At 36.5% G+C, this 21,782-nt stretch carries 15 protein-coding genes; 7 read left to right on the forward strand and 8 right to left on the reverse strand.

What is annotated here, in order from left to right:
• Positions 1-2: 2 nt before the first annotated feature.
• The 4 genes from CPT03_RS06785 to CPT03_RS06800 form a co-directional block, all read right to left on the reverse strand.
• Complete coding sequence (locus tag CPT03_RS06785; protein ID WP_099441034.1) at positions 3-485, reverse strand: MarR family winged helix-turn-helix transcriptional regulator; 483 nt, start codon at positions 483-485, stop codon at positions 3-5.
• Positions 486-495: 10 nt separating this feature from the next.
• On the reverse strand, positions 496-1,002 hold the full coding sequence (locus tag CPT03_RS06790) for a GNAT family N-acetyltransferase (RefSeq protein WP_099438136.1): 507 nt from the start codon (positions 1,000-1,002) through the stop codon (positions 496-498).
• 95 nt (positions 1,003-1,097) lie between these two features.
• Positions 1,098-1,592, reverse strand: a complete 495-nt coding sequence (locus CPT03_RS06795) for an SRPBCC domain-containing protein (protein WP_099438137.1) — start codon at positions 1,590-1,592, stop codon at positions 1,098-1,100.
• Between the two features lie 75 nt (positions 1,593-1,667).
• The gene (locus CPT03_RS06800; RefSeq protein ID WP_099438138.1) at positions 1,668-3,041 is read right to left on the reverse strand and encodes an NAD-dependent succinate-semialdehyde dehydrogenase; all 1,374 of its coding nucleotides are present in this window, start codon (positions 3,039-3,041) and stop codon (positions 1,668-1,670) included.
• A 295-nt stretch (positions 3,042-3,336) separates the two neighbouring features.
• Between CPT03_RS06800 and CPT03_RS06805 the strand changes: the two genes are divergently transcribed.
• On the forward strand, positions 3,337-4,836 hold the full coding sequence (locus CPT03_RS06805; protein WP_099438139.1) for a malate:quinone oxidoreductase: 1,500 nt from the start codon (positions 3,337-3,339) through the stop codon (positions 4,834-4,836).
• A 126-nt stretch (positions 4,837-4,962) separates the two neighbouring features.
• A complete protein-coding gene (locus tag CPT03_RS06810; protein ID WP_099438140.1) occupies positions 4,963-7,401 on the forward strand; it encodes an alpha/beta hydrolase-fold protein in 2,439 nt (812 codons plus the stop codon).
• 10 nt (positions 7,402-7,411) lie between these two features.
• Here CPT03_RS06810 and CPT03_RS06815 read toward each other — a convergent pair whose 3' ends face one another.
• The 4 genes from CPT03_RS06815 to CPT03_RS06830 all read right to left on the reverse strand — a co-directional run bounded on the left by CPT03_RS06815 (position 7,412) and on the right by CPT03_RS06830 (position 15,140).
• Positions 7,412-8,743, reverse strand: coding sequence for a cytochrome c (locus tag CPT03_RS06815; RefSeq protein WP_216641615.1), 1,332 nt, complete (start codon positions 8,741-8,743; stop codon positions 7,412-7,414).
• A gap of 84 nt (positions 8,744-8,827) precedes the next feature.
• On the reverse strand, positions 8,828-10,516 hold the full coding sequence (locus CPT03_RS06820) for a SusD/RagB family nutrient-binding outer membrane lipoprotein (RefSeq protein ID WP_099438142.1): 1,689 nt from the start codon (positions 10,514-10,516) through the stop codon (positions 8,828-8,830).
• A 31-nt stretch (positions 10,517-10,547) separates the two neighbouring features.
• On the reverse strand, positions 10,548-13,856 hold the full coding sequence (locus CPT03_RS06825; protein WP_099438143.1) for a SusC/RagA family TonB-linked outer membrane protein: 3,309 nt from the start codon (positions 13,854-13,856) through the stop codon (positions 10,548-10,550).
• 96 nt (positions 13,857-13,952) lie between these two features.
• The gene (locus CPT03_RS06830) at positions 13,953-15,140 is read right to left on the reverse strand and encodes an ROK family protein (RefSeq protein WP_099438144.1); all 1,188 of its coding nucleotides are present in this window, start codon (positions 15,138-15,140) and stop codon (positions 13,953-13,955) included.
• Positions 15,141-15,457: 317 nt separating this feature from the next.
• Here CPT03_RS06830 and CPT03_RS06835 point away from each other — a divergent pair, with 317 nt between their 5' ends.
• From CPT03_RS06835 to CPT03_RS06855, 5 genes are all read left to right on the forward strand, one after another.
• Positions 15,458-17,887, forward strand: coding sequence for an AsmA-like C-terminal region-containing protein (locus tag CPT03_RS06835; RefSeq protein ID WP_099438145.1), 2,430 nt, complete (start codon positions 15,458-15,460; stop codon positions 17,885-17,887).
• 31 nt (positions 17,888-17,918) lie between these two features.
• Positions 17,919-18,329 (forward strand): OsmC family protein, encoded by a 411-nt coding sequence (locus CPT03_RS06840; RefSeq protein ID WP_099438146.1) that lies wholly within the window; start codon positions 17,919-17,921, stop codon positions 18,327-18,329.
• Positions 18,330-18,471: 142 nt separating this feature from the next.
• Complete coding sequence (gene proB, locus CPT03_RS06845; protein ID WP_099438147.1) at positions 18,472-19,506, forward strand: glutamate 5-kinase; 1,035 nt, start codon at positions 18,472-18,474, stop codon at positions 19,504-19,506.
• 7 nt (positions 19,507-19,513) lie between these two features.
• Positions 19,514-20,761 (forward strand): glutamate-5-semialdehyde dehydrogenase, encoded by a 1,248-nt coding sequence (locus CPT03_RS06850; RefSeq protein ID WP_099441035.1) that lies wholly within the window; start codon positions 19,514-19,516, stop codon positions 20,759-20,761.
• Positions 20,758-21,774, forward strand: coding sequence for a LacI family DNA-binding transcriptional regulator (locus tag CPT03_RS06855; RefSeq protein WP_099438148.1), 1,017 nt, complete (start codon positions 20,758-20,760; stop codon positions 21,772-21,774). Before CPT03_RS06850 ends, CPT03_RS06855 begins: the two co-directional genes overlap by 4 nt.
• The last annotated feature ends 8 nt before the right edge of the window (positions 21,775-21,782 follow it).

Genomic DNA, 21,782 nt, shown 5'->3' on the forward strand with positions numbered 1-21,782 from the left:
AACTACCTGCCAAGTGGCGATATTCTTTTTGCCCTGTCTAAAAAGCTTTGTTCCTCTAGTTTTTGCTCAACTTCGCCAATAGCTTTCATAATGTTATTGGTTGTATTTGTAAGCTCAGTTAAGGCTAAAACCATTATATCCCACACAGGCTGCATTTGTTTAAGCAGTTCTTTGCCTTTCTCAGTAAGTAAAATAAGCCTTTTCCGCTCATCCTGTTTATCTTTTCTGGAACGTATTATCTTTTCTCTTTCCAGCTCCTTTAATAAACTAATGGTTGATGGATGCGTATAACCAATTTCAGCTGCAAGTTCAACAACACTTAGAACAGGCTTAAAATGCAAGGTGTAAATAACAGGAAACCATTTGGGCTCAAAATTAATATGATGAGCTTTATAGAGCAGAAAACCATCTTTGCGAAGCTGTTCACTTAAACGCTGAAGCCTGGTTGATATAGCTAAAATACCCGATTCATCTATTACATTCATATGCTGATTTTTAAAGAGAGGGAACATTTAAGTTCAGGTGATAAAAAGTATTATCTGCTTTCATTCTCGGAAAGTAGGATGGAAGTTCTTCCATATCAATTTTCACAAAAGCATTTCTTTCATAAAACCTGCAAGCTGCCTTAAGTATATCTACAGTTCCCAGATAGATATCAGTTATATTGTTTTGCCTGCAATAATCAATAAGTGATTCAAGCAAGTGTTGAGCAATATTTAATTCTTTACCTCTGTAAGCTTTCTTAACAAACATTTTTCTGATAACACCGGCATTATGACCAACATTCATTAAGGCTATGGTGCCTACCAGTTCCTCGTTATTTAACGCACCCCAGAAACCACCACCATCTTTATGATAATTTGTTTCAATATCTAAAAGATCAGGCTGCCCCTCCAAAGTAATTGGTACACCAAATTCTATCTGTTGTATAGGCAAAATAATATCAATTATTCTTGCACAATAGTTGTTGTAAATAGGTTCTATTAATATCGAAGTACTCATACATTTTAAATTTATGTTCAATAGTACGTAGTTAACTACGTACTTAAATACAAAAACTAATAATGTGAGATTTTCATGATATTTTGAGCTAAAAATTAAGTATTAAGCATTGGTTTAAAGTCGGTATCTTTACCTCTAAGGTCAATTCCTCCTTCATAAATAGATTTTAAGTTAACAAGGTAAAACGACCATCCATTATGGCATCCCAATCTAATATTTCGCATACTATTCTCGTCAGTCGGTATATTTTTCTGAGTAAGCTCTACTAAAACGTAATCCTTTTGAACAGATAACTTCACATCAACAAGGCATTCCCCTTCAAAGGTAAACTGGATAAAATCTGAACCATTAGCTTCCGTTATTTTACCTGTAGCTTTATCCTCATATAAGTACCAGAGCCATTCGTAACTGTAATCTTTCCGGATAGGTTCATCCTTGCCAATCTTTGCTCCGTTTGTATTAGTAAAGGAGGCATCCTTCAAAAACCATTTCTCTATTTCAGAGCCTGTGGTCCAAGCGTTGTAAATATCACTTAAACTCGTTTTTACTAAAATTCTTATTGTAAAAGAGGTCCAATCAAAGTTTTTCATTGTAGTTGTTATAGTGTATTCAAACTTAAGGCTATTATTTTTAAATATGGCTTATCATAAAAGCGAAGCCATTTGTTATTTAACGTACACTGTTTTAATATTTACAAACTCTCTAATACCAAATATTCCCAATTCACGACCATAACCAGATTGATTAATCCCTCCAAAAGGTAAACGGGGATCTGACTTCACAAACGAATTTACAAAACAAGAACCCGCGTTTAATCTTGTTTTAGCTATTTGCTCTCCTAATGATCGATCTCTTGTAAATACGGCTGCACCCAAACCAAAAGATGTATCATTTGCAATCCTTATTGCATCATCCGTATTCCTAGCTGAAATTATTGATGCTACAGGCCCAAAAATTTCTTCTTCATAAGCTGGCATACCCTTCTTTATACCCGTTAAAATTGTTGGGGTATAAAAAGCATGCTTACTTTTATAATCAGGTATTTGCCCACCAAGGATACATTTAGCACCTGCCATTATGTTTTCCTGAACCTGCTGATGCAACTCGTCCCGAAGATCTAGTCTGGACATCGGTCCAAGATTTGTATTCGCATCAAAAGGATCACCCGTTATCCTGGCGGCCATTTTAGCCTTAAACAATTCCACAAATTCCCTTTCTACTTTCTTTACTACAATAAATCTTTTGGCAGCGATGCAACTCTGACCATTGTTTATTAGCCTGCTTTGAGCACAAATATCTGCTGCCAATTCAATATCTGCATCCTCCAAAATAATATACGGATCACTTCCTCCAAGTTCCAATACACTTTTCTTTAGCTGCTGAGCCGCTTGTTGAGCAACATGTATGCCCGCTTCTGTGCTTCCCGTTAAGGTTACCGCCTTTACAGCCGGATGAGCAATTACATCCTTAACAACCTTACTATTAATTAACAGCACTTGAAATACATTTGCAGGAAAACCCGCATCTTTAATAATCTGTTCAATGCTTAAAGCACAGCCGCTAACATTTGATGCGTGTTTCAGCAAACCGCAATTGCCTGCCATAAGTGCGGGAGCAAGGAACCTGAATAATTGCCAGTAGGGGAAGTTCCAGGGCATTACAGCCAGCACAACACCTAATGGGCGAAAGCTTACATAACTCCGGCTAGCCTCAGTTTCAATTATTTCATCCTTCAAAAATGTCTCACCATTATCAGCATAGTAATCACAAACGGAGGCACATTTCTCAATTTCAGCAATACCATCTTTTATTGGCTTTCCCATTTCAGTTGCCATTAAAGTTGCTAGTTCTGTTTTACGCTGAACAAGTAGCTCTGCAGTTTTTCTAAGCATATAAGCCCTTTCAGAAAAACTTGTATTTTGCCAATTTAACCAGGCAAGGTGCGTTGCTACGATCTTTTTAGAAACCTGATTCCAGGAATGTTCTTTATAATTTTTAATTACTTTCCCGTTAACGGGATTAACCGACTGAATGCTCATAGTTGTCTTTGGTAAGTCGTTATAATTAATTAACACCTGTGTCAAAAAGTTGTTTGATCGTGTTTTCTTATTTAAAATGCATACCTGGAATTTAATTCTTATTACTTTTTAAAATAAATACATCAGGTTTTTCAAGTATCTACGGATAAGAAAAAGGCCGTACCCGTACATTTTAGCAGGTTTTGATCAAAAAATCTGACGGTTATGTAAATTAAACGCAATTTAATTAAAATCAGACTAAAAGATTACGTGCAAAATTTAATTAGGAATCGTAATTTTGCAAAAAATTTCAAAAATGACTGGTAAAAGCAAATCAAATAGTACTGTAGATGTTGTATTAATTGGCGCTGGTATTATGAGCGCAACTTTAGGTGTATTACTTAAGGAATTGCAACCGGATCTGAGTATTGAAATTTTTGAACGATTAGATGTTGCAGCCGCAGAAAGTTCTGATGCCTGGAATAATGCAGGAACAGGTCACTCTGCTTTTTGCGAGCTAAACTATACTCCTCAACTTCCTGATGGTTCAGTTGAAACTAAAAAAGCGGTTTCAATAGCTGAATCTTTTGAAGTATCAAAACAATTCTGGTCGTTTTTAGTGAGAAACAAAATTGTTGATTCTCCTGAAACCTTTATCAAAAGTATCCCACACATTAGTTTTGTTTGGGGCGATGAAAACGTAGAATTTTTACGTGAAAGATATAACAACCTTCAGAAAAGTGATCTTTTTAAAGGAATGACCTTTTCTGAGGATCCAAAAGAACTTGCAAGCTGGATGCCTTTGGTTATGAACGAAAGAGATCCTAAAGAGAAAGTTGCCGGTACAAAAATGGAGCTTGGTACAGATGTAAACTTTGGTGCACTGACAAGAATGATGTTTAATTACCTTCAGAAGAAAGAAAATGTAAGCATGCATTTTGACCACGAAGTTCGTAAACTAAAGCAAAATGATGGTTTATGGGAAGTAAAGGTGAAAAATGAAACCACTGGAAAGAAGAGGGTTGTAAAAGCCAAATTTGTATTTATTGGTGCTGGTGGGGGTTCTTTACCACTTCTGGAAAAAGCAGGTATTCCTGAAGGAAACGGATTTGGAGGTTTCCCGGTAAGCGGACAATGGCTTAAATGCGTTAATCCGGAAGTTATTGAGCGTCATAATGCCAAAGTATACGGAAAGGCTTCAGTTGGAGCTCCGCCAATGTCTGTTCCACACCTTGATACAAGAATGATTGATGGCAAAAAAGCATTGCTATTTGGCCCTTATGCAGGTTTTTCTACAAGATTCTTAAAACACGGTTCTTTACTTGATTTACCTCTTTCTATAAAAATAAACAATATCAGACCAATGATATCCGCTGGATTAGATAATTTGCAGCTTACTAAATATCTGATAGATCAGGTACGTCAGTCGCCAGAGGATCGTATGGTAGCCCTTAGAGAATATCTGCCAACTGCAAAAATGGAAGATTGGGAATTAGAGACAGCAGGTCAACGTGTTCAGGTTATTAAGAAAGATGAAAAACATGGTGGTGTTCTTGAATTTGGAACTGAGGTAGTTACTGCTGCCGATGGATCAATTGCGGCATTACTTGGTGCATCACCGGGAGCGTCTACAGCTGTTTCTATTATGATTACTTTAATGGAGCGTTGCTTTAGCGATCAGATTAAAACAGAAGACTGGCAGAAAAAGCTGAAAAGCATGATTCCATCTTACGGTCAGCCACTTAATGGTAATGCACAGTTAACTGAAGAAATCAGGATTCAAACTACTCATGCACTTAGTCTAAAAACTGCATAGTACTAGTTTTATTTAGCGCTTAAAATGTAGCTTCATCTATTAAAGATGTTACGTTTTAAAACATAGAGAAAAGGCTTTTTAAAGGCTGTTTTTTAGTATTTTAGAATACCGGAAACTCCTTTCAAAATGAAAAAAAAATCTCTAAGCCCTAGTTGGAAATTTCTATTTCCATTATTACTATTAACTAACATTACCTTCGCTCAAAACATTTACAAATTTACCGAAGGATTATTACTAAACAATGTACACAGATATGGCAGAGAAGCTCTCTACACAGATTTGCTGGCCTATCAATTGTTCACCAAATCACTTAAGCAACCCGTTCCTGATGCTGTATTTGGCAACAGCAGTACAGGAGCTGAATTAAAATGGCTTAAGATTTCGGCTGATACAGCCGGCAGATTTAGAAGCAGATCATTTAACGGAGGCTATTTGTATCTGACCTATAATTCTGATCAAGAAAAAACTGCCTTACTAAATATTAAAGGCAATAGCGCTGTTTTTGTAAATGGTGTTATTCATGCCGGCGATCCGTATTCATCTGGTTGGATGTATATTCCAGTGAACTTAAAAAAAGGCTTGAATGAATTTTATGTACGTGGCCAAAATCTATCAGCAAATCTATTTTTCAATAACAAACCAGTTCATTTAAATACGGAAGATGCAACGCTACCAAGCATTGTTAAAGGAGATAAAAACAACAACTTACTTGGAGCCATTGTTGTAATCAATTCAACCAGTAAGGAATTAAAGAACTATAAGATAAAAAGCAATCTGGAAGGAAAAGAAACGATCACAACATTGCCTTCAATTCCTGCAATGTCAACCAGAAAAGTAATCTTCAGATTAAACACGGAAGCTATAACCGGTAATTCCAAAACCAGTTTCAAGCTCAATTTAACAGATGGAAATAGAACCCTTGATGAAACCAATATAGCATTGGAGGTAGCCGATCCATCTTCAGAAAAGTACATGAATACATTTATTAGTAATATTGATGGTAGTCTTCAATATTATGCAGTAGCACCTAAAATAGGGGCAAATGAACCAGGTTCAGCACTGTTCTTTTCTGTTCATGGGGCGGGAGTAGAAGCAATTGGTCAGGCAAGAGCGTATCAATCCAAAGACTGGGGAAATCTTGTAGCTCCAACAAACAGGAGGCCAAGAGGCTTTAACTGGGAAGATTGGGGAAGGCTGGACGCACTGGAAGTTTTACAGCTGGCAAAGGATAAGTTTAAGCCGAATCCTCAGCACATCTACCTTACCGGACACTCAATGGGAGGGCATGGCACCTGGTTTTTAGGAGCAACTTATCCTGATAAATGGGCTGCTATCGCACCTTGCGCGGGTTACCCAACACTAAAAGGGTATGGTTCTGCTGATGGATTAATTCCAGACAGCAGCTCGTCGGCCATAGGCAATGTGCTACTCAGCGCAAGTAACCAAAGCGATGTATTTAAACTTAAAAACAACTATAAATCATTTGGTATTTATATACTTCACGGAGATGCCGATCGTACCGTATCTGTTAATTACGCACGATCAATGAAAAAGACTTTAGCAGACTTCCATCAGGATTTTAGTTATTACGAATATCCTAATGGATCCCACTGGTACGGAAATGAAAGTGTAGATTGGAATCCGCTTTTTGAATACTTTAAATGGCACAGCAAACCTATTGATACAGGAGTTAATACCATTGATTTTACTACTGCTAGCCCTGGTATTTCATCTTCTTATTATTGGGCCACTGTTCATCAACAAACAGCCCCGCTTCAATACAGTAGAATTCAATTTAAAAGAAATATTAATGCAGGTAATATTACTGGAAGCTCACAAAACGTAAGGCTTTTGAAGATAGATCTAAAAGACTTTAGCGCCAATAAAAACATTACCATTACCATTGATAGCCTGGACCCTGTTAATTATACAACCAAAAGTACAACAGATGAAATCTACTTGCTAAAAGAAGGCAATAAATGGAACATCACCTCTGCACCTGGTTTATCTGAAAAAGGACCACACAGATATGGTACATTCAAAGACGGTTTTAATAAAAAGATGGTTTTTGTATATAGCACAGCCGGAACTAAAGAAGAGAATGAATGGAGCGTAAACAAGGCTCGCTTTGATGCCGAAACGTGGTATTACAGGGGCAATGGCGCAGTAGATATTATAGCAGACAAGGAGTATTCGACTAGTGCTTACAAAGACAGAAACATAGTTATATATGGTAATGAGGACACTAATTTAGCATGGAAACCTCTATTAAAAGATTGCCCTGTGCAAGTAAGCCGTAATACAATTAAAGTAGGAAAAGAAACGCTTACAGGAGATGATCTGGCAGCATATTTTGTATGGCCAATAAAAAATACCAGTTCAAATACTGTATCTGTAATAGCCGGAAGTGGTATAAAAGGTATGAATGCAGCCCTGGCTAATCAGTACTTTGCAGGAGGAAGCGGGTTTCCTGATTATATGGTGTATCACTTAGATATGCTTAAATCAGGAATAGATGAAGTGAAAGTTGCCGGTTATTATGATTATAGTTGGAAGATCAAATAAGCCCTTGGGCTTATTTTTGATCTTCCAGATTCAAGTTTTCATCATCTTCTTTATACGGAAGATAAAGCAACAACATCGTCATCATTTCATCCTTTGTTTTCATCTCACCTCCACCAAAAACCATTTTTGGTGGATTTGAGGGATTCTTCGGATTATTCTTGGTATTGTCGTAAACTGCCTCAACAATCAGGCGCGATCCCTCGGGTACAATAATTGGCTTTTTGTAGGTGTACAGTTCCTGCCAGTTAAAATCCCAATCAGGTATCGAAATAAGTTTCAGAGTGTCTTTTTGAGGTGTAATTGCATATGCCTTAAAGCTTTTACCCAATAAATGCATGTGCGGCCATACTGCTATTATTGATTGCTTCTCAGGATTACTAACCACAAGCGTAAATTTCCTAACGCTATCGGCTGGAATCATAAAATATGGTGTGATTTCCTCTTCGGCTACGCCGCCTGATCCGAAATTAATAACATCAATAACCCTCTTAATTGGAGTCGTAGTGAAAAAGAAGTTTACACCAGATAAATCTATTTCATCCTTGCCAACAGGAGCATAGTGAATAGTTAGTAATATTACTCCGCGTTTTGGCATAGTCCATCCAATATCCTTTGGGTAAGACTCATAACCAGTGCCAGGAATCCAGCCACCATAATAAACCATATTAGTTTTTAACGGAGCATAAGCTATTTGTGACTCATCAGATTCACCTACTGTATTATTAATAAAATCAGGTTGTGAGGTTGTAGAAATAGCATCAGGCACATCATAAATAGCAAAATTAGCATGATGAATTACTTTTTTATTTTTTGAAATAAATTCTATAGCCTCAACATTCTGAGCCTTGTCAAATTCAAATGGAATTTTAAAAACAATAAAGCGCTCTGCATTATCACCTTTAACCTGAAATGGCTTACTAACGCTAAGCACAGCATCTGGCTGCCTGCTATATCTGGTACCTTCATGATATTTATTCAGTATATCCGTTGTGGATTTTATTTCATGTCCCTTTGGCATTTTACTATCAATCCAATTATTGATTGTTTTTTTTTCAGCAGCAGTTAACATTCTTACATTCGAAAAAGAGGATGAGGTATAATGGCTGTCAGCTCGCCATGGTGGCATATAACCAGTATTAATTACATCTTTAATAAAAGAAGCACGCTTTACTACGTCTTCATAAGAAATTAAATTGAATGGTGCGGCTTCACCCGGACGGTGACATGGTGCACATTTATTATAAATTATTGGGGCTACATTTTTAAAGAAAGTTTCCTTTTGTCCAAAAGTAAAAGATGTCTTTATCAGTAATAGTAATACAGCAATGTAAAATTTCATCATACGCTAAAAATCATTAAAGTAACAACTTTAATTAAAAATGGCCGGTATAACCGGCCATTTAATAAACATAAAATTAAATAATAATTATGGCATATCCCACCAAACTCTGCCTTTTGCATCTGTAGCCTGACCAAAACCAGGATCTTTTGCCATTTCAGTTATAGCAGTTTGTTTATTATTAAAATTAGGATCTCCCGCTACTGGGAAATTGATAACAAAACGCCTAGGAATTGCCTGAACCTGACCAGATACAACAAAATCTTCAACTACTAAAGATGTTGTTTTATTTGGCAATCCAGTCCTTTTCAATAATGCCCAGCTCTCATTAAAGTTTTTATAAAAATTTAAATACTGCTGAACACAAATTTGTTGTAAACCTGTTGCTGGATTGTAAACAATTTCCGGCATTGCTTTGTAAGCAGTAACAGCGTTATTATCCAATGCTGTATAGTCCTCTAAAGCAGCAGCCTTTGCCATTCTATCATAAGTAGTTATAGACGCGTCGATACCTTTATAATACCATTCAGACGCACTTTCTGAGGTTACACCTGTAGCAGCTAATTCCGCTCTGATAAAGCAAACATCAGCATAAGTTAAAATTAACAAAGTAGCTGCACCTTTACCGTTATTAAGCTGAGGAGCCCACATTCTGTTCTGAACTTGCGATACAGTATCCAAATTAACGTTGTTTGTGCCGTCTTTAATCACTACCGGGCTAAAGAATGCAGCTTTAGTAGGATCTGTAGAAGCATCAGGACTGGTATACTGTCCATAATAACGTCTTGAATCATACACTGCGTTTGCAGCTATTTTTCCTTGAGTTTTAGCCTGATTAAATCTGTCTAAAGTCCATGAGTTTGGTAAATAGAAAAGTTTTAATCGTGGATCATTGTTTCTGTACATAAAATCAACAGAATGATGAGCTCCATAGGCTCCTGAAGCAGTTATATCCCAGTTTCCGGTACCGATGAATAAAGAACCGGCCTTTAATGACCAATCTTCATCTGGAGATGAAATAAGATCTGTAGGGTTGGCTAGAATTTCTAGTGCTATTTCTTTAAGTTTCGCAGGATTTCTTTTCGAAAGGCGGCTAGCTATTCTAAGACGAAGACTTGTAGCTACTTTTATCCAGTTAGTAATTTTTCCTTGAAAATATAAGTCGTTGTTACCAAAACTCACTTGTTCAACAGGTTGAGTGGCCTTTAATGTAGTAACAGCTGCCTTTAAAGATTTGTCGAAAATATCATATAACTGCTCCTGTGTATCATAAGTTGGGGTAAGAGTACCACCGTAACGTGCTTGAAACGCTTGGGTATATGGAATGCTTCCATTACCGTCAGTTACAAACCAAGCTTCGTAAACCTTCATGATTTCAGCAATAGAACTCATATAGGCATAACGTGGCACTTGATCAGCAGGAAGCTTTTCAATTGTTTTTTGAACATCTACCAATAGAGGTCCGGAACTAGAAAAGAATCTTCCGTATCTGTTGTTAATGTTTCCTATTGGATCTGTAATAGTAATAGAGTTACCGGCAACTCCTACGAGCTGACGAGTCCATCTAGAAATACCTCTGTATTGCTCATAAAAAGCTTCAAAACTATCATCATGCCAATTAGTAATTGCCTTAGTAAAAAGAGGGGCAGGGGCTATTACACCTACCAAATCCGGATTTGTGTTGTACTCAGCAAATTTCTCTTTACTACAAGAACTTACCAGGAGCAGCGCACAAGATGTTAGCGTTATGCCAACTTTATATTTTAAATATTTCATAATATTTTAGTCAATTTTGTCAAACAATGAATTAAAAACTACCATTAATACCAAACCCAAAGGTTCTTACATAAGGAGTACCACCACCTAAAAATGCATCACCGGCACCAGTACCAGTAAAGTCATTAATATTAATGTTGTCAGGTGCATTATTGTACAAGAAACCTACGTTTCTGGCACTAACGTTTACACGAATTCCATTCATTTTTATTTTCGCAGCAAAGCTTTTAGGTAAATCGTAACCTAATGTAATGTCTCTTACAGCAACCCATGATGATTTAAATGCACCTCTTTCACGAATACCAGCACTCCATCCATTAGAGTTATTATAGTATCTCCAGGTAATTGTAGGAATTCTCATTCCTTTATCAATGGTTTCCTGATGAGTCATTCCACCAACATCAACACCATTTATTTTAGTTCCCTGAGCAAAAACACCATCCAATACTACCCCAACTTGCTTAACACCATCAGCATCAGTATATTCAGTACCACCAGTTTGTGGAGTACGACCTAACAATGTGTTTTTCAAGTTACCTGTCTGACTTCCATAGTAATAAGTATCAGAGAATACATATCCGCCAAATTTAGCATCAATAAGAGTACTCAATGAAAAGTCTTTGTAATTGAATATGTTTCTAACGCTTCCATAAAACTTTGGAAGGGTTGACCCAATCTGACTTTCATTTTTCAATCCATTTGCATAGTTAGATGCTCTAACATAGACAGCTCCACCCGAACCGGCTGTAGTTAAGACCTTTTTACCGTTATTAGGGTCATCAATAGGTTTACCACTTGCATCTCTTGCCTGATATTTAGCATAGCCATAGGCTGCAACCATTGTAGAATACTCGCCGCCAACTTGAGCTATTGTTCTGATACCATCGCCACCACTTAACTGAACCGTAGTAACACCTGGTGCTAATGAAATAATTTTTGTTCTGTTTAAAGTGTAATTAAAATAGGTATCCCATGAAAAACCAGTTTTTGTTTTAATAGGAGTACCTGATAAGCTTAATTCTATACCCCAATCCTGTGTATTTCCACTATTAATTAATTGACTTGAAACACCGCTCTCTATTGAAGTTCCTAAACCAATGATTTGATTTTTAGTATTCTTTTTATAGACAGTGAAATCAATACCCAATCTCTTCTGCAACATTTTTAGTTCAAAACCAATTTCCTTACTGAAAGTTCTAAGCGGTTTAAGGTTAAGCTCTCCTAAAGTTGAGTTTTCGAATCCATATTGCTCAATACCATCTCCTCCTGTTATAGGAGCATAATTTCCGCTTCTAACGTAATATCCGGCATTAGCTCTATAAACATCTGTTCCTCCACCAGTGATTGAGTAAGAGGCACGAAGTTTACCAAAATTAAAAAACTCTGGTAACTTAAATGCATCGGTGAATACAAATGCAGCATCAGCTCCCGGGTAGAAATAACTGTAGTTTCCAGTCCCGTTTGAATAAACAAGTGTTGAATTCCACTCATTTCTAGCATACAAGTTCAACGTAAGCCATTGCTTGTAAGTAACAGTTCCCTGTCCATATGTAGCAAATATCTGAGCTATATTTGGTGCACCTTCATACACCTGAGGATCTTGAATTGAATTGCTTAACCTAAATTGACGAGGTATTCTTAAACCACCTCTACTATTAAAGCTTGCACTTTTTACTTGTGAACGAGTTAACTCAGCACCACCCTGAAGGAATAAATCAAAATCATTTACAGTATGATTTAGATTTAAATTGGCACGATATCTTGAATCAAAAAAGTTCCTCATTTCTGAACCATAGTAACCACCGGCAAAACCAACACCAGTTCCCAACTCCCTAACTTCTCTATTTGTATTATACCAGTTTAAGGCAGCATTTGTTTCTAGTTGCAACCATTTAGTAAAATTAACCTTAGCATTTAATGCACCTCTAAAGTTATTTTCACTTTGGAGTTGACTAAACTCATTTAACATGAAAAATAAATTGTTAGTACCAAATGGGTCATTAGTACTTCTTCCTCCGTTAATTGGATCTAGATATTGCTTACTCCAATAGTCAAGATCGAAATTTGTAGGATATCCCCAGGTAAGACCATAAATCAAACTGTTGTCTCCAGATAATCTTTGAGGATTAAACCCTCTGGTATTAGAATAACTCACAGTTCCATCAACAAATATAGCATCAGCAAGTCTTTGAGTTCCCCTCAAATTAAATGTATGTCTGTCAAGTTTGTTGTTAGGGCTGATACCTTTACTGAAGTTATTAGCATAAGAAAAACGGAATGTAGTTTTTTCATTTCCACCTTGCATAGCTATGTTGTTATTAATATAACGACCAGTTTGATAAAGTGATAAAGGATTATTTAAAACACTGTTTTTAATTTGTCGTTCTCCATCAACATCCAGAACGGTTGAACCGTCTAGCTTTGGACCAAAGCTAAAACCGTATGAAGCTGGATTAATTTGGTTCATACCGTTAGACGTTTTAACAAAGTCGGTAGGTGTAAAACCTGAACCATATTCTTTCTGCATATCAGGAAGGGCATAAGCTTTATCGAATGTTTCATCATGACTAAAAGAAAAACCTAAGCCCTTTTGTGAATAACCTTTTTTAGTAGTAATCAAAATAACACCATTACTAGCTCTACTACCATATAATGCAGTAACAGATCCACCCTTTAGTACAGACATACTTTCGATATCATCTGGATTGATATTTTTAAGTACGTTACCAAAGTCTTGCTCACCACCTCTACTTGGAAGTACAACATCATCAGATAACATAATTCCATCAATTACTATAAGCGGAGTGTTTTCTCCACTATACAAACTAGATGCACCACGAATTTGGAATTTAGGAGTCGATTGAGGCCCACCTTGACCAGGCATAACTACAAGTCCTGGTACCAATCCTTGCAAGGCAGAAATTGGATTTATGGTTTTTGCCGCACGGATTTGTTCCCCACCAATTTGATTCATTGCATAACCAAGATTCCTTTTATCACGAGTTTCACCAAGACCAGTAATTACTACTTCTTCAAGTGCCTTGTCATCAGCCTGAAGCTTAATAGTCATATTAGTACTTGTTCCTACTTCTACCTCTTTTGTTAGGAAACCGATGTATCTTATTACTAACACAGCATTGTTAGATACATTTAAGGAGAATTTTCCACTACCATCTGTGGTAATACCGTTGTTCGTCCCCTTTTCAAAGACACTTACTCCTGGAATAGGAGATCCGGAATCTTCAGTTACCGTTCCGGTAACTTTCTTTTGCGCATAGGCAGCAATTGTTATTAGGCTAAATAACAGCACTGTCAAACACCTTAAGTAAATTTGTTTCATTTTTTTAAGATTTGATTAAACATTTAGGTTAGTTATATATTATAAAAAATTAGGGATTTCAGTTATTGTTCAATGTGTGATTATCACCATTCCTTACTAAAAATGGTAATGCTCTACAACCAATGCTGCTGCTCCTAACAGTTCAGCATAACTGGCTATATCTGAAACTTCAATTGTTGTTTGTTCGGCTATTTTAAGTATGCAATATTCATTTATTGCTTGTTGAATAGGAGGAAGGAACATCTTCCCTGCAATTGCACCCCTTCCGCTTAAAATTAGTTTCTCGGGATTTAGAATATGTAATAGCATAACCACACCTTTGCCTAACTGAAAAGCAGCGTCAGACAAGATGGAAACAGCCAGTGGATCTCCCTGGCTTGCCGCATCAAGAAAATGATCTCCAGGCTGTTTACTTGTATCATTAAACAGCCATTCTAAACTTGATTTTGCGCCACTATCAAGCGCTATTTTTGCTTTATTGGCCATAACTACCAACGAAGTTTCCACTTCAATGCAGCCACGTTTACCGCACGAGCACAAGTCGTTGCTTTGAGAAAGGGGGATGTGGCTAAACTCACCACCATAGCCACTATTCCCCCTGTACGGAACACCATTTATGATCATTCCTAACCCAGTTCCCCAGCCAATATTGAGAACAAGTATGTTTTTTTTATCTCTGCCTTTCCCAAATTTTAACTCCGCAAAAGCAATTAAGCTTGAATCATTATCGATATAGACCGGAAATTTAAATTGTTGGGTTAAGTATTTTTTAAGGTTGGTGTTTAAATTATTACTGATAACAGAAGGGTAGATATTCTTCTCATCGTTTATGAAACCTGGCATTCCAATTCCGATACCAATAATATGATTGGCATTCAGGCCAGAATTTTCAATATTCTTTTTAATAAAATCAATCAAATTACCAATGTCTTCCTTATCCTCTGATAATTTGATACTTGTTGATACTAAAGGAAATACAATACTTTTGTTAAAGTCGTAAATTACCATCCTCGCAGTCAACTGGTCAACAGCCACAGCCACTATATACTGCTTTTTCTCAGGATTTATCAGGTACATTGATGGTCTTCTGCCACCTGTAGAAGGCGCTAAACCTTCTTCAATAACAAAGCGTTCGTCTATTAATTCATTAACAACCGCAGTAACCAGAGGCAGACTTTTTTTTGTGAGTTTACTCAGCTCCAAAAGTGAGAGTTGGTGACCATAATAGAGCCCCCTCAAAATCTCAGATTTGAGTTGTTTAGTTTTTTTTATGATTAATGACATCTTTTTTGTTACAAAACAATAATCGAACTTATGAAATTATCTTAAAAAAGAAGAAATTCTTTTTAAAATATTTATTAACATTAATAACTAAATTGTTTTTATTTGATAATTAAGCAGTTTTTAGCTTAAAAATTAATTAGTGCTAAATATTAATATTTGACTTTTTGCATGGGGTAGCCTTTGTTCTGCCTTTGGGTGCTTATGGGTCAACTACTAAGCAGGTTAAAGCCATGGCTAAAGAAGATACAATGCAAACCAAAGTGCCTAGTTTATAAAAACAATCTTTATATTTAATACGTTTGACTATAAACAGAAAAATGCCGCGCTGGTCTAAAATAACACTCAAAGTAATAGGTATCCTTATAGGGTTGATACTTATAATCTTCTCTGCTCTTGCTTTATATGTTAATTCAAATAAAGAGAGCCTATTGCAAACTATTACCCAAAAACTTAATAAAAACCTTAATGGAACACTTACAATAGGTAGCATGGAACCAACTTTTTTACGTGGTTTTCCCGGTGTTTCTATTAAGTTACTAAAAGTGACTATGAGGGATAGTTTATGGAAAAACCATCAGCATACGCTTTTAGATGCCAAAGAGCTCGAGGTTTCTGTAAACACCCTATCACTATTAAAAGGAACTGTAGAAATTAAAAAGATAGGTATTAATGATGCAGCCATTTATCTGTTTACAGATAGTAACGGCTATAGTAATACTGCTATATTCAGAAAAAAAGACAAAACCAAAAAGAAAGATGATAGCGAATCATCATCACCTGAAATACGAAAATTCACATTAAACAACGTCAGTTTTGTGGTAGATAACAAAAAAGGCCACAAACTATTCCAATTTGAAATTTATGATTTAAAAGGTAATATAGATTGTCCGCTATTAGGTGGCTGGGATGCTGAACTTAAACTTAAAACACTGGCAAAAAGCCTTGCATTTAATACCAGAAGAGGAAGCTTTATTAAAGACAAGCTTTTGGAAGGCCCTTTTAAGGTTAGCTACAATGACAATTCAGGGATTGTACAAGTAGCTCCGAATACATTAAACATCGGCAATGATCCTTTTATAATCGGGGCTAAGTTTGATACCTCTAAAGAGAACACGGAATTTACCATTAACATAGAAACAAAAAATATACTGTGGCGCGATGCATCAGCTTTGCTGGCACCCAATATTACCGCTAAGCTCAACATGTTCGATCTTAAGCAGCCAATACATGTTTATTGTACATTAGGAGGTAATATGGGGCCAGGGGGCGACCCCTCGATAAATGTTAAAGCACTGGTAAAGGACAATACACTAACAACGCCCGGAGGAGTGGTGGACAACTGTAGTTTTACAGGCCAATTTACCAATAGCTACATCAGCGGCAAAGGTATAAGCGACGAAAACTCGGCCATTAAACTGTTTAATTTTAAAGGAAGCTACGCTCAGATACCATTTTCTATAGACACTGCTTTTATCAATAACCTGAATAAACCAATTGCAACCGGCATATTCAAATCCCAGTTTGAAATTGCTAAACTCAATAACATTATAGGAGAGGAGATGCTTAAATTTGGTAAAGGAACTGCAAATGTTAAACTTGCCTATCGAGCAGACATTGTTGATTTTCAGCTTACAAAGCCTTATGTTAAAGGCTTGGTAGATATTCAAAATGCCGATGTAAGCTATGTTCCGCGTAAAGTGAATTTTAAGAATACAGCCATTTCATTAAACTTTACAGATCACGATCTTTACATTAAAAATATACGACTGCAAAGTGGTAAAAGTGTAGTGTTTATGGAAGGGTCAGTCGGGAATTTCTTAAACCTTTATTATACCGATCCTGAAAAAATACTTTTAAACTGGAAAATCAGAAGTCCTGAAATCCATTTGGGCGAGTTTATTGGTTTCCTTGGTACCCGAAAGCCAAAGGCAAAAAAAAGAACCAGGCAGAGTAATTTTTCTGAAAATTTAAATGAACTTTTCGAAAAGAGTCAGGTTAATATGAACATTAAGGTCGATAAAATTTACTACAGTAAATTCCTGGCCACAAATGCAAATGCAGATCTGCTGCTTACAGAAAATGGTATAGCCATTAAAAACGTGAGCGTAAAACATTCAGGTGGGTCGGTTTCTTTAAATGGAAGCATAGCACAAAAGGGAAGTACCAACAATTTTAAACTTAATACCGTGATTACTAATGTTGATATTAAGAACTTCTTTTACTCCTTTAATAACTTTGGGATGAAAACACTAACATCCAAAAACTTAAAGGGCTATCTTTTTTCTACTACCAATATATCGGGCGTTATTAGCGATAAAGGCAATCTGCTTCCGAATTCATTATATGGCAGCATCGCTTTTAATTTAAAAAAAGGAGCCCTGCTAAGTTTTGACCCTATAAAAAACGTGGGTAAATTTGCTTTCCCGTTCCGGGATCTGGATAACATTACATTTACTAACCTAAACGGAAAGTTTGATGTACGGGGGCAAAAAATTACAATAAACCCAATGCAAATTAACTCTAGCCTGCTTAATATGGATATAGCAGGAATATACTCCATGTCTACCGGAACTAATATTACATTAGATATACCGTTAAGAAACCCTAAAAAGGATGCTGACATAACAGATAAAGATGAAAAAAGAGCACGCAGAATGAAGGGAATTGTGTTACATTTACTTGCAACGGATGGTGAAGACGGAAAGATTAAGATCAAATTGAACAGGAACCGCGATAAAACAAAATAAACAAATCTATTAATCACCTTAATTAATTGAAATGAAACGTAATGCAACTGCCGTTTGGAATGGCACTATTAAAGAAGGCTCTGGCCATTTAACTACTGACAGTAAAGTACTTGATAAAACACAATATTCATTTAACAGTCGCTTTGCCGATGGTATTGGCACCAATCCTGAGGAATTGATGGCTGCAGCGCATGCCGGATGTTTTACCATGAAGCTAAGCTTAGACTTAACTGAGGCAGGATATAATCCTACTTCTCTTGAAACTAAAGCTACTGTTACTTTAGATAATGGTGTTATTACCACCTCTCATCTGGTATTAAAAGCTGAAATCCCTGGAATTGACGATGCTAAGTTCCAGGAAATTGCTGCAGGTTCAAAAGCTACATGCCCGGTAAGTAAAGCTTACAATGTAGAGATTAGCCTGGAAGCCACATTGGCCTAAATGAACTTTTAGATAAACTTATTTCCTGAAATCCTCCTCTTTATTTAATAAATTGGAGGATTTTTTTATTCTATAGTTACGAGATACGCAGTAATTTATCTATTTTCGACTTTTCGAGCTAAACAAACTATTAACAACCACAATGACCAAGTCTATACTTGTTTTGAAATTAGGTTCTGCCTCTATTACTACTGCCAAAGGTGAGATTGATGAGGCAATAATTGCAGATATAACCCGGCAGGTTGCAGAACTTGCTCATAATCATCACTTAATATTGGTTTCATCGGGCGCTGTTGCAGCCGGAAAAAAATATATAAAAAACTATAAAGGCAAAATTAGCGAACGAAAAGCCGCTGCATCAATAGGCAATCCTTTGTTGTTAAGTACATATTCAAAACATTTTAAGCCCTACAATATTTCTATTGCGCAAAGTTTATGCGAAAGACAGCATTTTTCTCATCGTACACAGTTTTTGCAATTAAAGGAGACTTATGAGGAACTATGGAAAAACGGTGTGATACCAATTGCTAATGAAAATGATGTGGTGAGTAATCTGGAGTTAAAATTCTCTGACAACGATGAACTTGCTACCTTATTAGGGGTTGGTTTTGGTGCTTCACTTATCCTTTTAGGCACATCTGTACCAGGCGTTTTGGATAAAGAAGGAAATGTAGTTGATAAAATTGAGTCTATTAACAAGGATGTATTCTCTTTAGCAAACAAAAATACGTCGGGCGTTGGTTTGGGTGGTATGATCTCTAAACTAACTTTTGCAAATCTTGCCTCTACTATGGGGATTAAGGTTGTTATTTTTGGGGTTAGAACACCAGATGGTATATTAAAAGCAGCAAATGGAGAGTCGGGTACTGTTTGTATGCCAAAAAACTGCTCAATTTCTGCAAGAAATAAATGGCTTGCAAGCGGAAGCCTGGTAACTGGCCGACTTATGGTTGATGCCGGCGCCAGCGAAGCAATAAAGAAAAGAAAAAGCTTACTTGCTGTTGGTGTAAAATCTATTGAGGTAAACTTTGATAGCGGTGAAATATTTGAAATTAGTGACGAAGCAAATAACATTGTAGCTGTGGCCCTTGCAAAAGTTTCGTCTGATACAATTAGCAAAAACTCTAAACAACATAACCTGGAGATAGCCAATGCCAGTGATATTGTAATATTATAATATGATAATGGAATCGATAGAAGACCAGTTAATCAGTGCACAAAATGCTAAGAAATCTATAGCAGCGCTCAGTGATAAGGACAGGCAAGATATAATCATCCGGATTGCAGAGATTATTTCTGAGAGAAAAGAGGATATCATTGCAGAGAATTTAAAAGATCTGGAGAGAATGTCTGATGCTGACCCCAAAAAAGATCGTCTCCTATTAAATGCCAACCGAATTACTGAGCTTAGCAAAAGCCTGGTTGACGTTTCCAATCTGGAAGATCCTACCAATAAGATTCTTTCTGAAAAAACGATTGAGAATGGTCTTTTCATTCAAAAAAGAACAGTTCCACTTGGCGTTGTAGGTGTTATTTACGAATCGAGACCAAACGTTACGCTTGATGTTGCTGCTTTATGCATCAGATCTGGAAATGTTTGCTTGCTAAGAGGCGGGCAGGATGCTTACCATACAAACCTGTTTGTTGTTTCATTAATTCAGCAGGTGCTTGCAGAAAAGTACCTCGATGTAAATATTGTACAGCAGCTTCCGGCTGAAAGAAAGTACATATTAGATATTTTAACTGCAGAAAAATACATTGATGTAATTATCCCTCGCGGCTCTAATCAGCTTATCGAATTTGTTCGCAAAAACGCTTTAGTACCTGTAATAGAAACAGGAGCAGGGGTTTGCCATACTTATGTAGAGCAATCGGCCAGGCTTGAAGATGCTGCTAAAATAGTTGTAAATGCAAAGGTATCCAGACCATCTGTTTGCAATGCGCTTGATACTGTATTGGTTGATAGAAAAATTGCCAAGCCTTTTCTGAAAATACTGGCTCCTTTATTAGCTGGATATAATGTAGAGATATTTGCGGATGAGGATTCTTATGAAATATTAAAAGAGCAAAACTATCCACTAATTAATAAAGCTGAACCTGAAGATTTTGGAAGGGAATTTCTTGATTTTAAATGTTCTGTAAAGCTTGTAGATAGTACAGATGAAGCTTTAGACCATATTGCAAAATTCTCTTCGAAACACTCTGAGGCCATTATTACCCAGGATGCTGTAAAAACTGAGTTGTTTTTGAACCAGGTTGACGCTGCTGTGGTTTACTTAAATGCTTCGACCAGATTTACAGACGGACAAGTTTTTGGTTTAGGTGCTGAAATTGGCATATCTACTCAAAAACTACATGCAAGGGGGCCTTTTGCTCTTGAAAAACTAGTTACCGAGAAATGGATTGTTAAAGGTGAGGGACAGGTAAGATGAAACCAGCATCAATAAAAGACATTGCCAGTAAGGCTAATGTATCTATCACTACTGTTTCTTTTATTCTGAATGGCAAAGCTGAGCAAATGCGCATCAGTAAAGGGGTTATTGAAAAGGTTAACACCATAATTAAAGAGTTTGATTTTAAACCAAACCAGGTAGCAAGAAGTTTAAGAACCGGAAATACGCAAACTATTGGACTAATAGTAGAGGACATCTCGAACCCTTTCTTTGCCAGTATTGCCAGAAAAATTGAAGATAAGGCTTATAAAAGAGGATATAAAATTAGCTATTCCAGTACTGAGAATGACCCGGTTAAGGCTAAGGAGCTTATAGAAATGTTTAAGTCGAGGCAGGTTGATGCTTACATTATTGCTCCTGTACCTGGCATTGAAGCTGAGATTAAACAATTGCTTACAGAGCGTATTCCTCTGGTGATATTCGATAGGAACTTGCCTGACATAGATGTTAATTGTGTGGTTGTAGACAACTTTAATGGTACTTACATTGCCACAAAACATCTTATTGATAGCGGTAAAAAGAACATAGCCTTTGTTACTGTAGATTTGCACGTAGACCAGATAAACAATCGTTTTTTAGGGTACGAAAAAGCGCTTCAGGATAATGGTATTAAGTTTAATAAGGATATTTATACAGAAATACCATTTGACAGTACTGACGATAATACCAATGCTCAGTTAATGTTGTTATTTGAAAAGAACCCTGAAATTGATGCGGTGTTATTCTCTACCAACTACCTGGCAATTAAAGGTTTGTTGGTTCTAAAAACTATAAACAAGGAAATCAATGATGATTTTAGTATTGTAGCTTACGATGATCACGATGTATTTAAATTACATACACCGCCTATTAGTGTTGTAGATCAGCCTATTGAAGATATGGCCGAGAAGATCATTGATGTACTTTTAAATGAACTTGCATCGGCCAATAATACGTTAACAAAAAGAGAAGTAAGTAAAATTATACTTCAACCTAAATTTATAAAAAGATGATTTAGAGG

Origin of the sequence: Pedobacter ginsengisoli (assembly GCF_002736205.1) — a bacterium.
Lineage (GTDB): Bacteria > Bacteroidota > Bacteroidia > Sphingobacteriales > Sphingobacteriaceae > Pedobacter > Pedobacter ginsengisoli_A.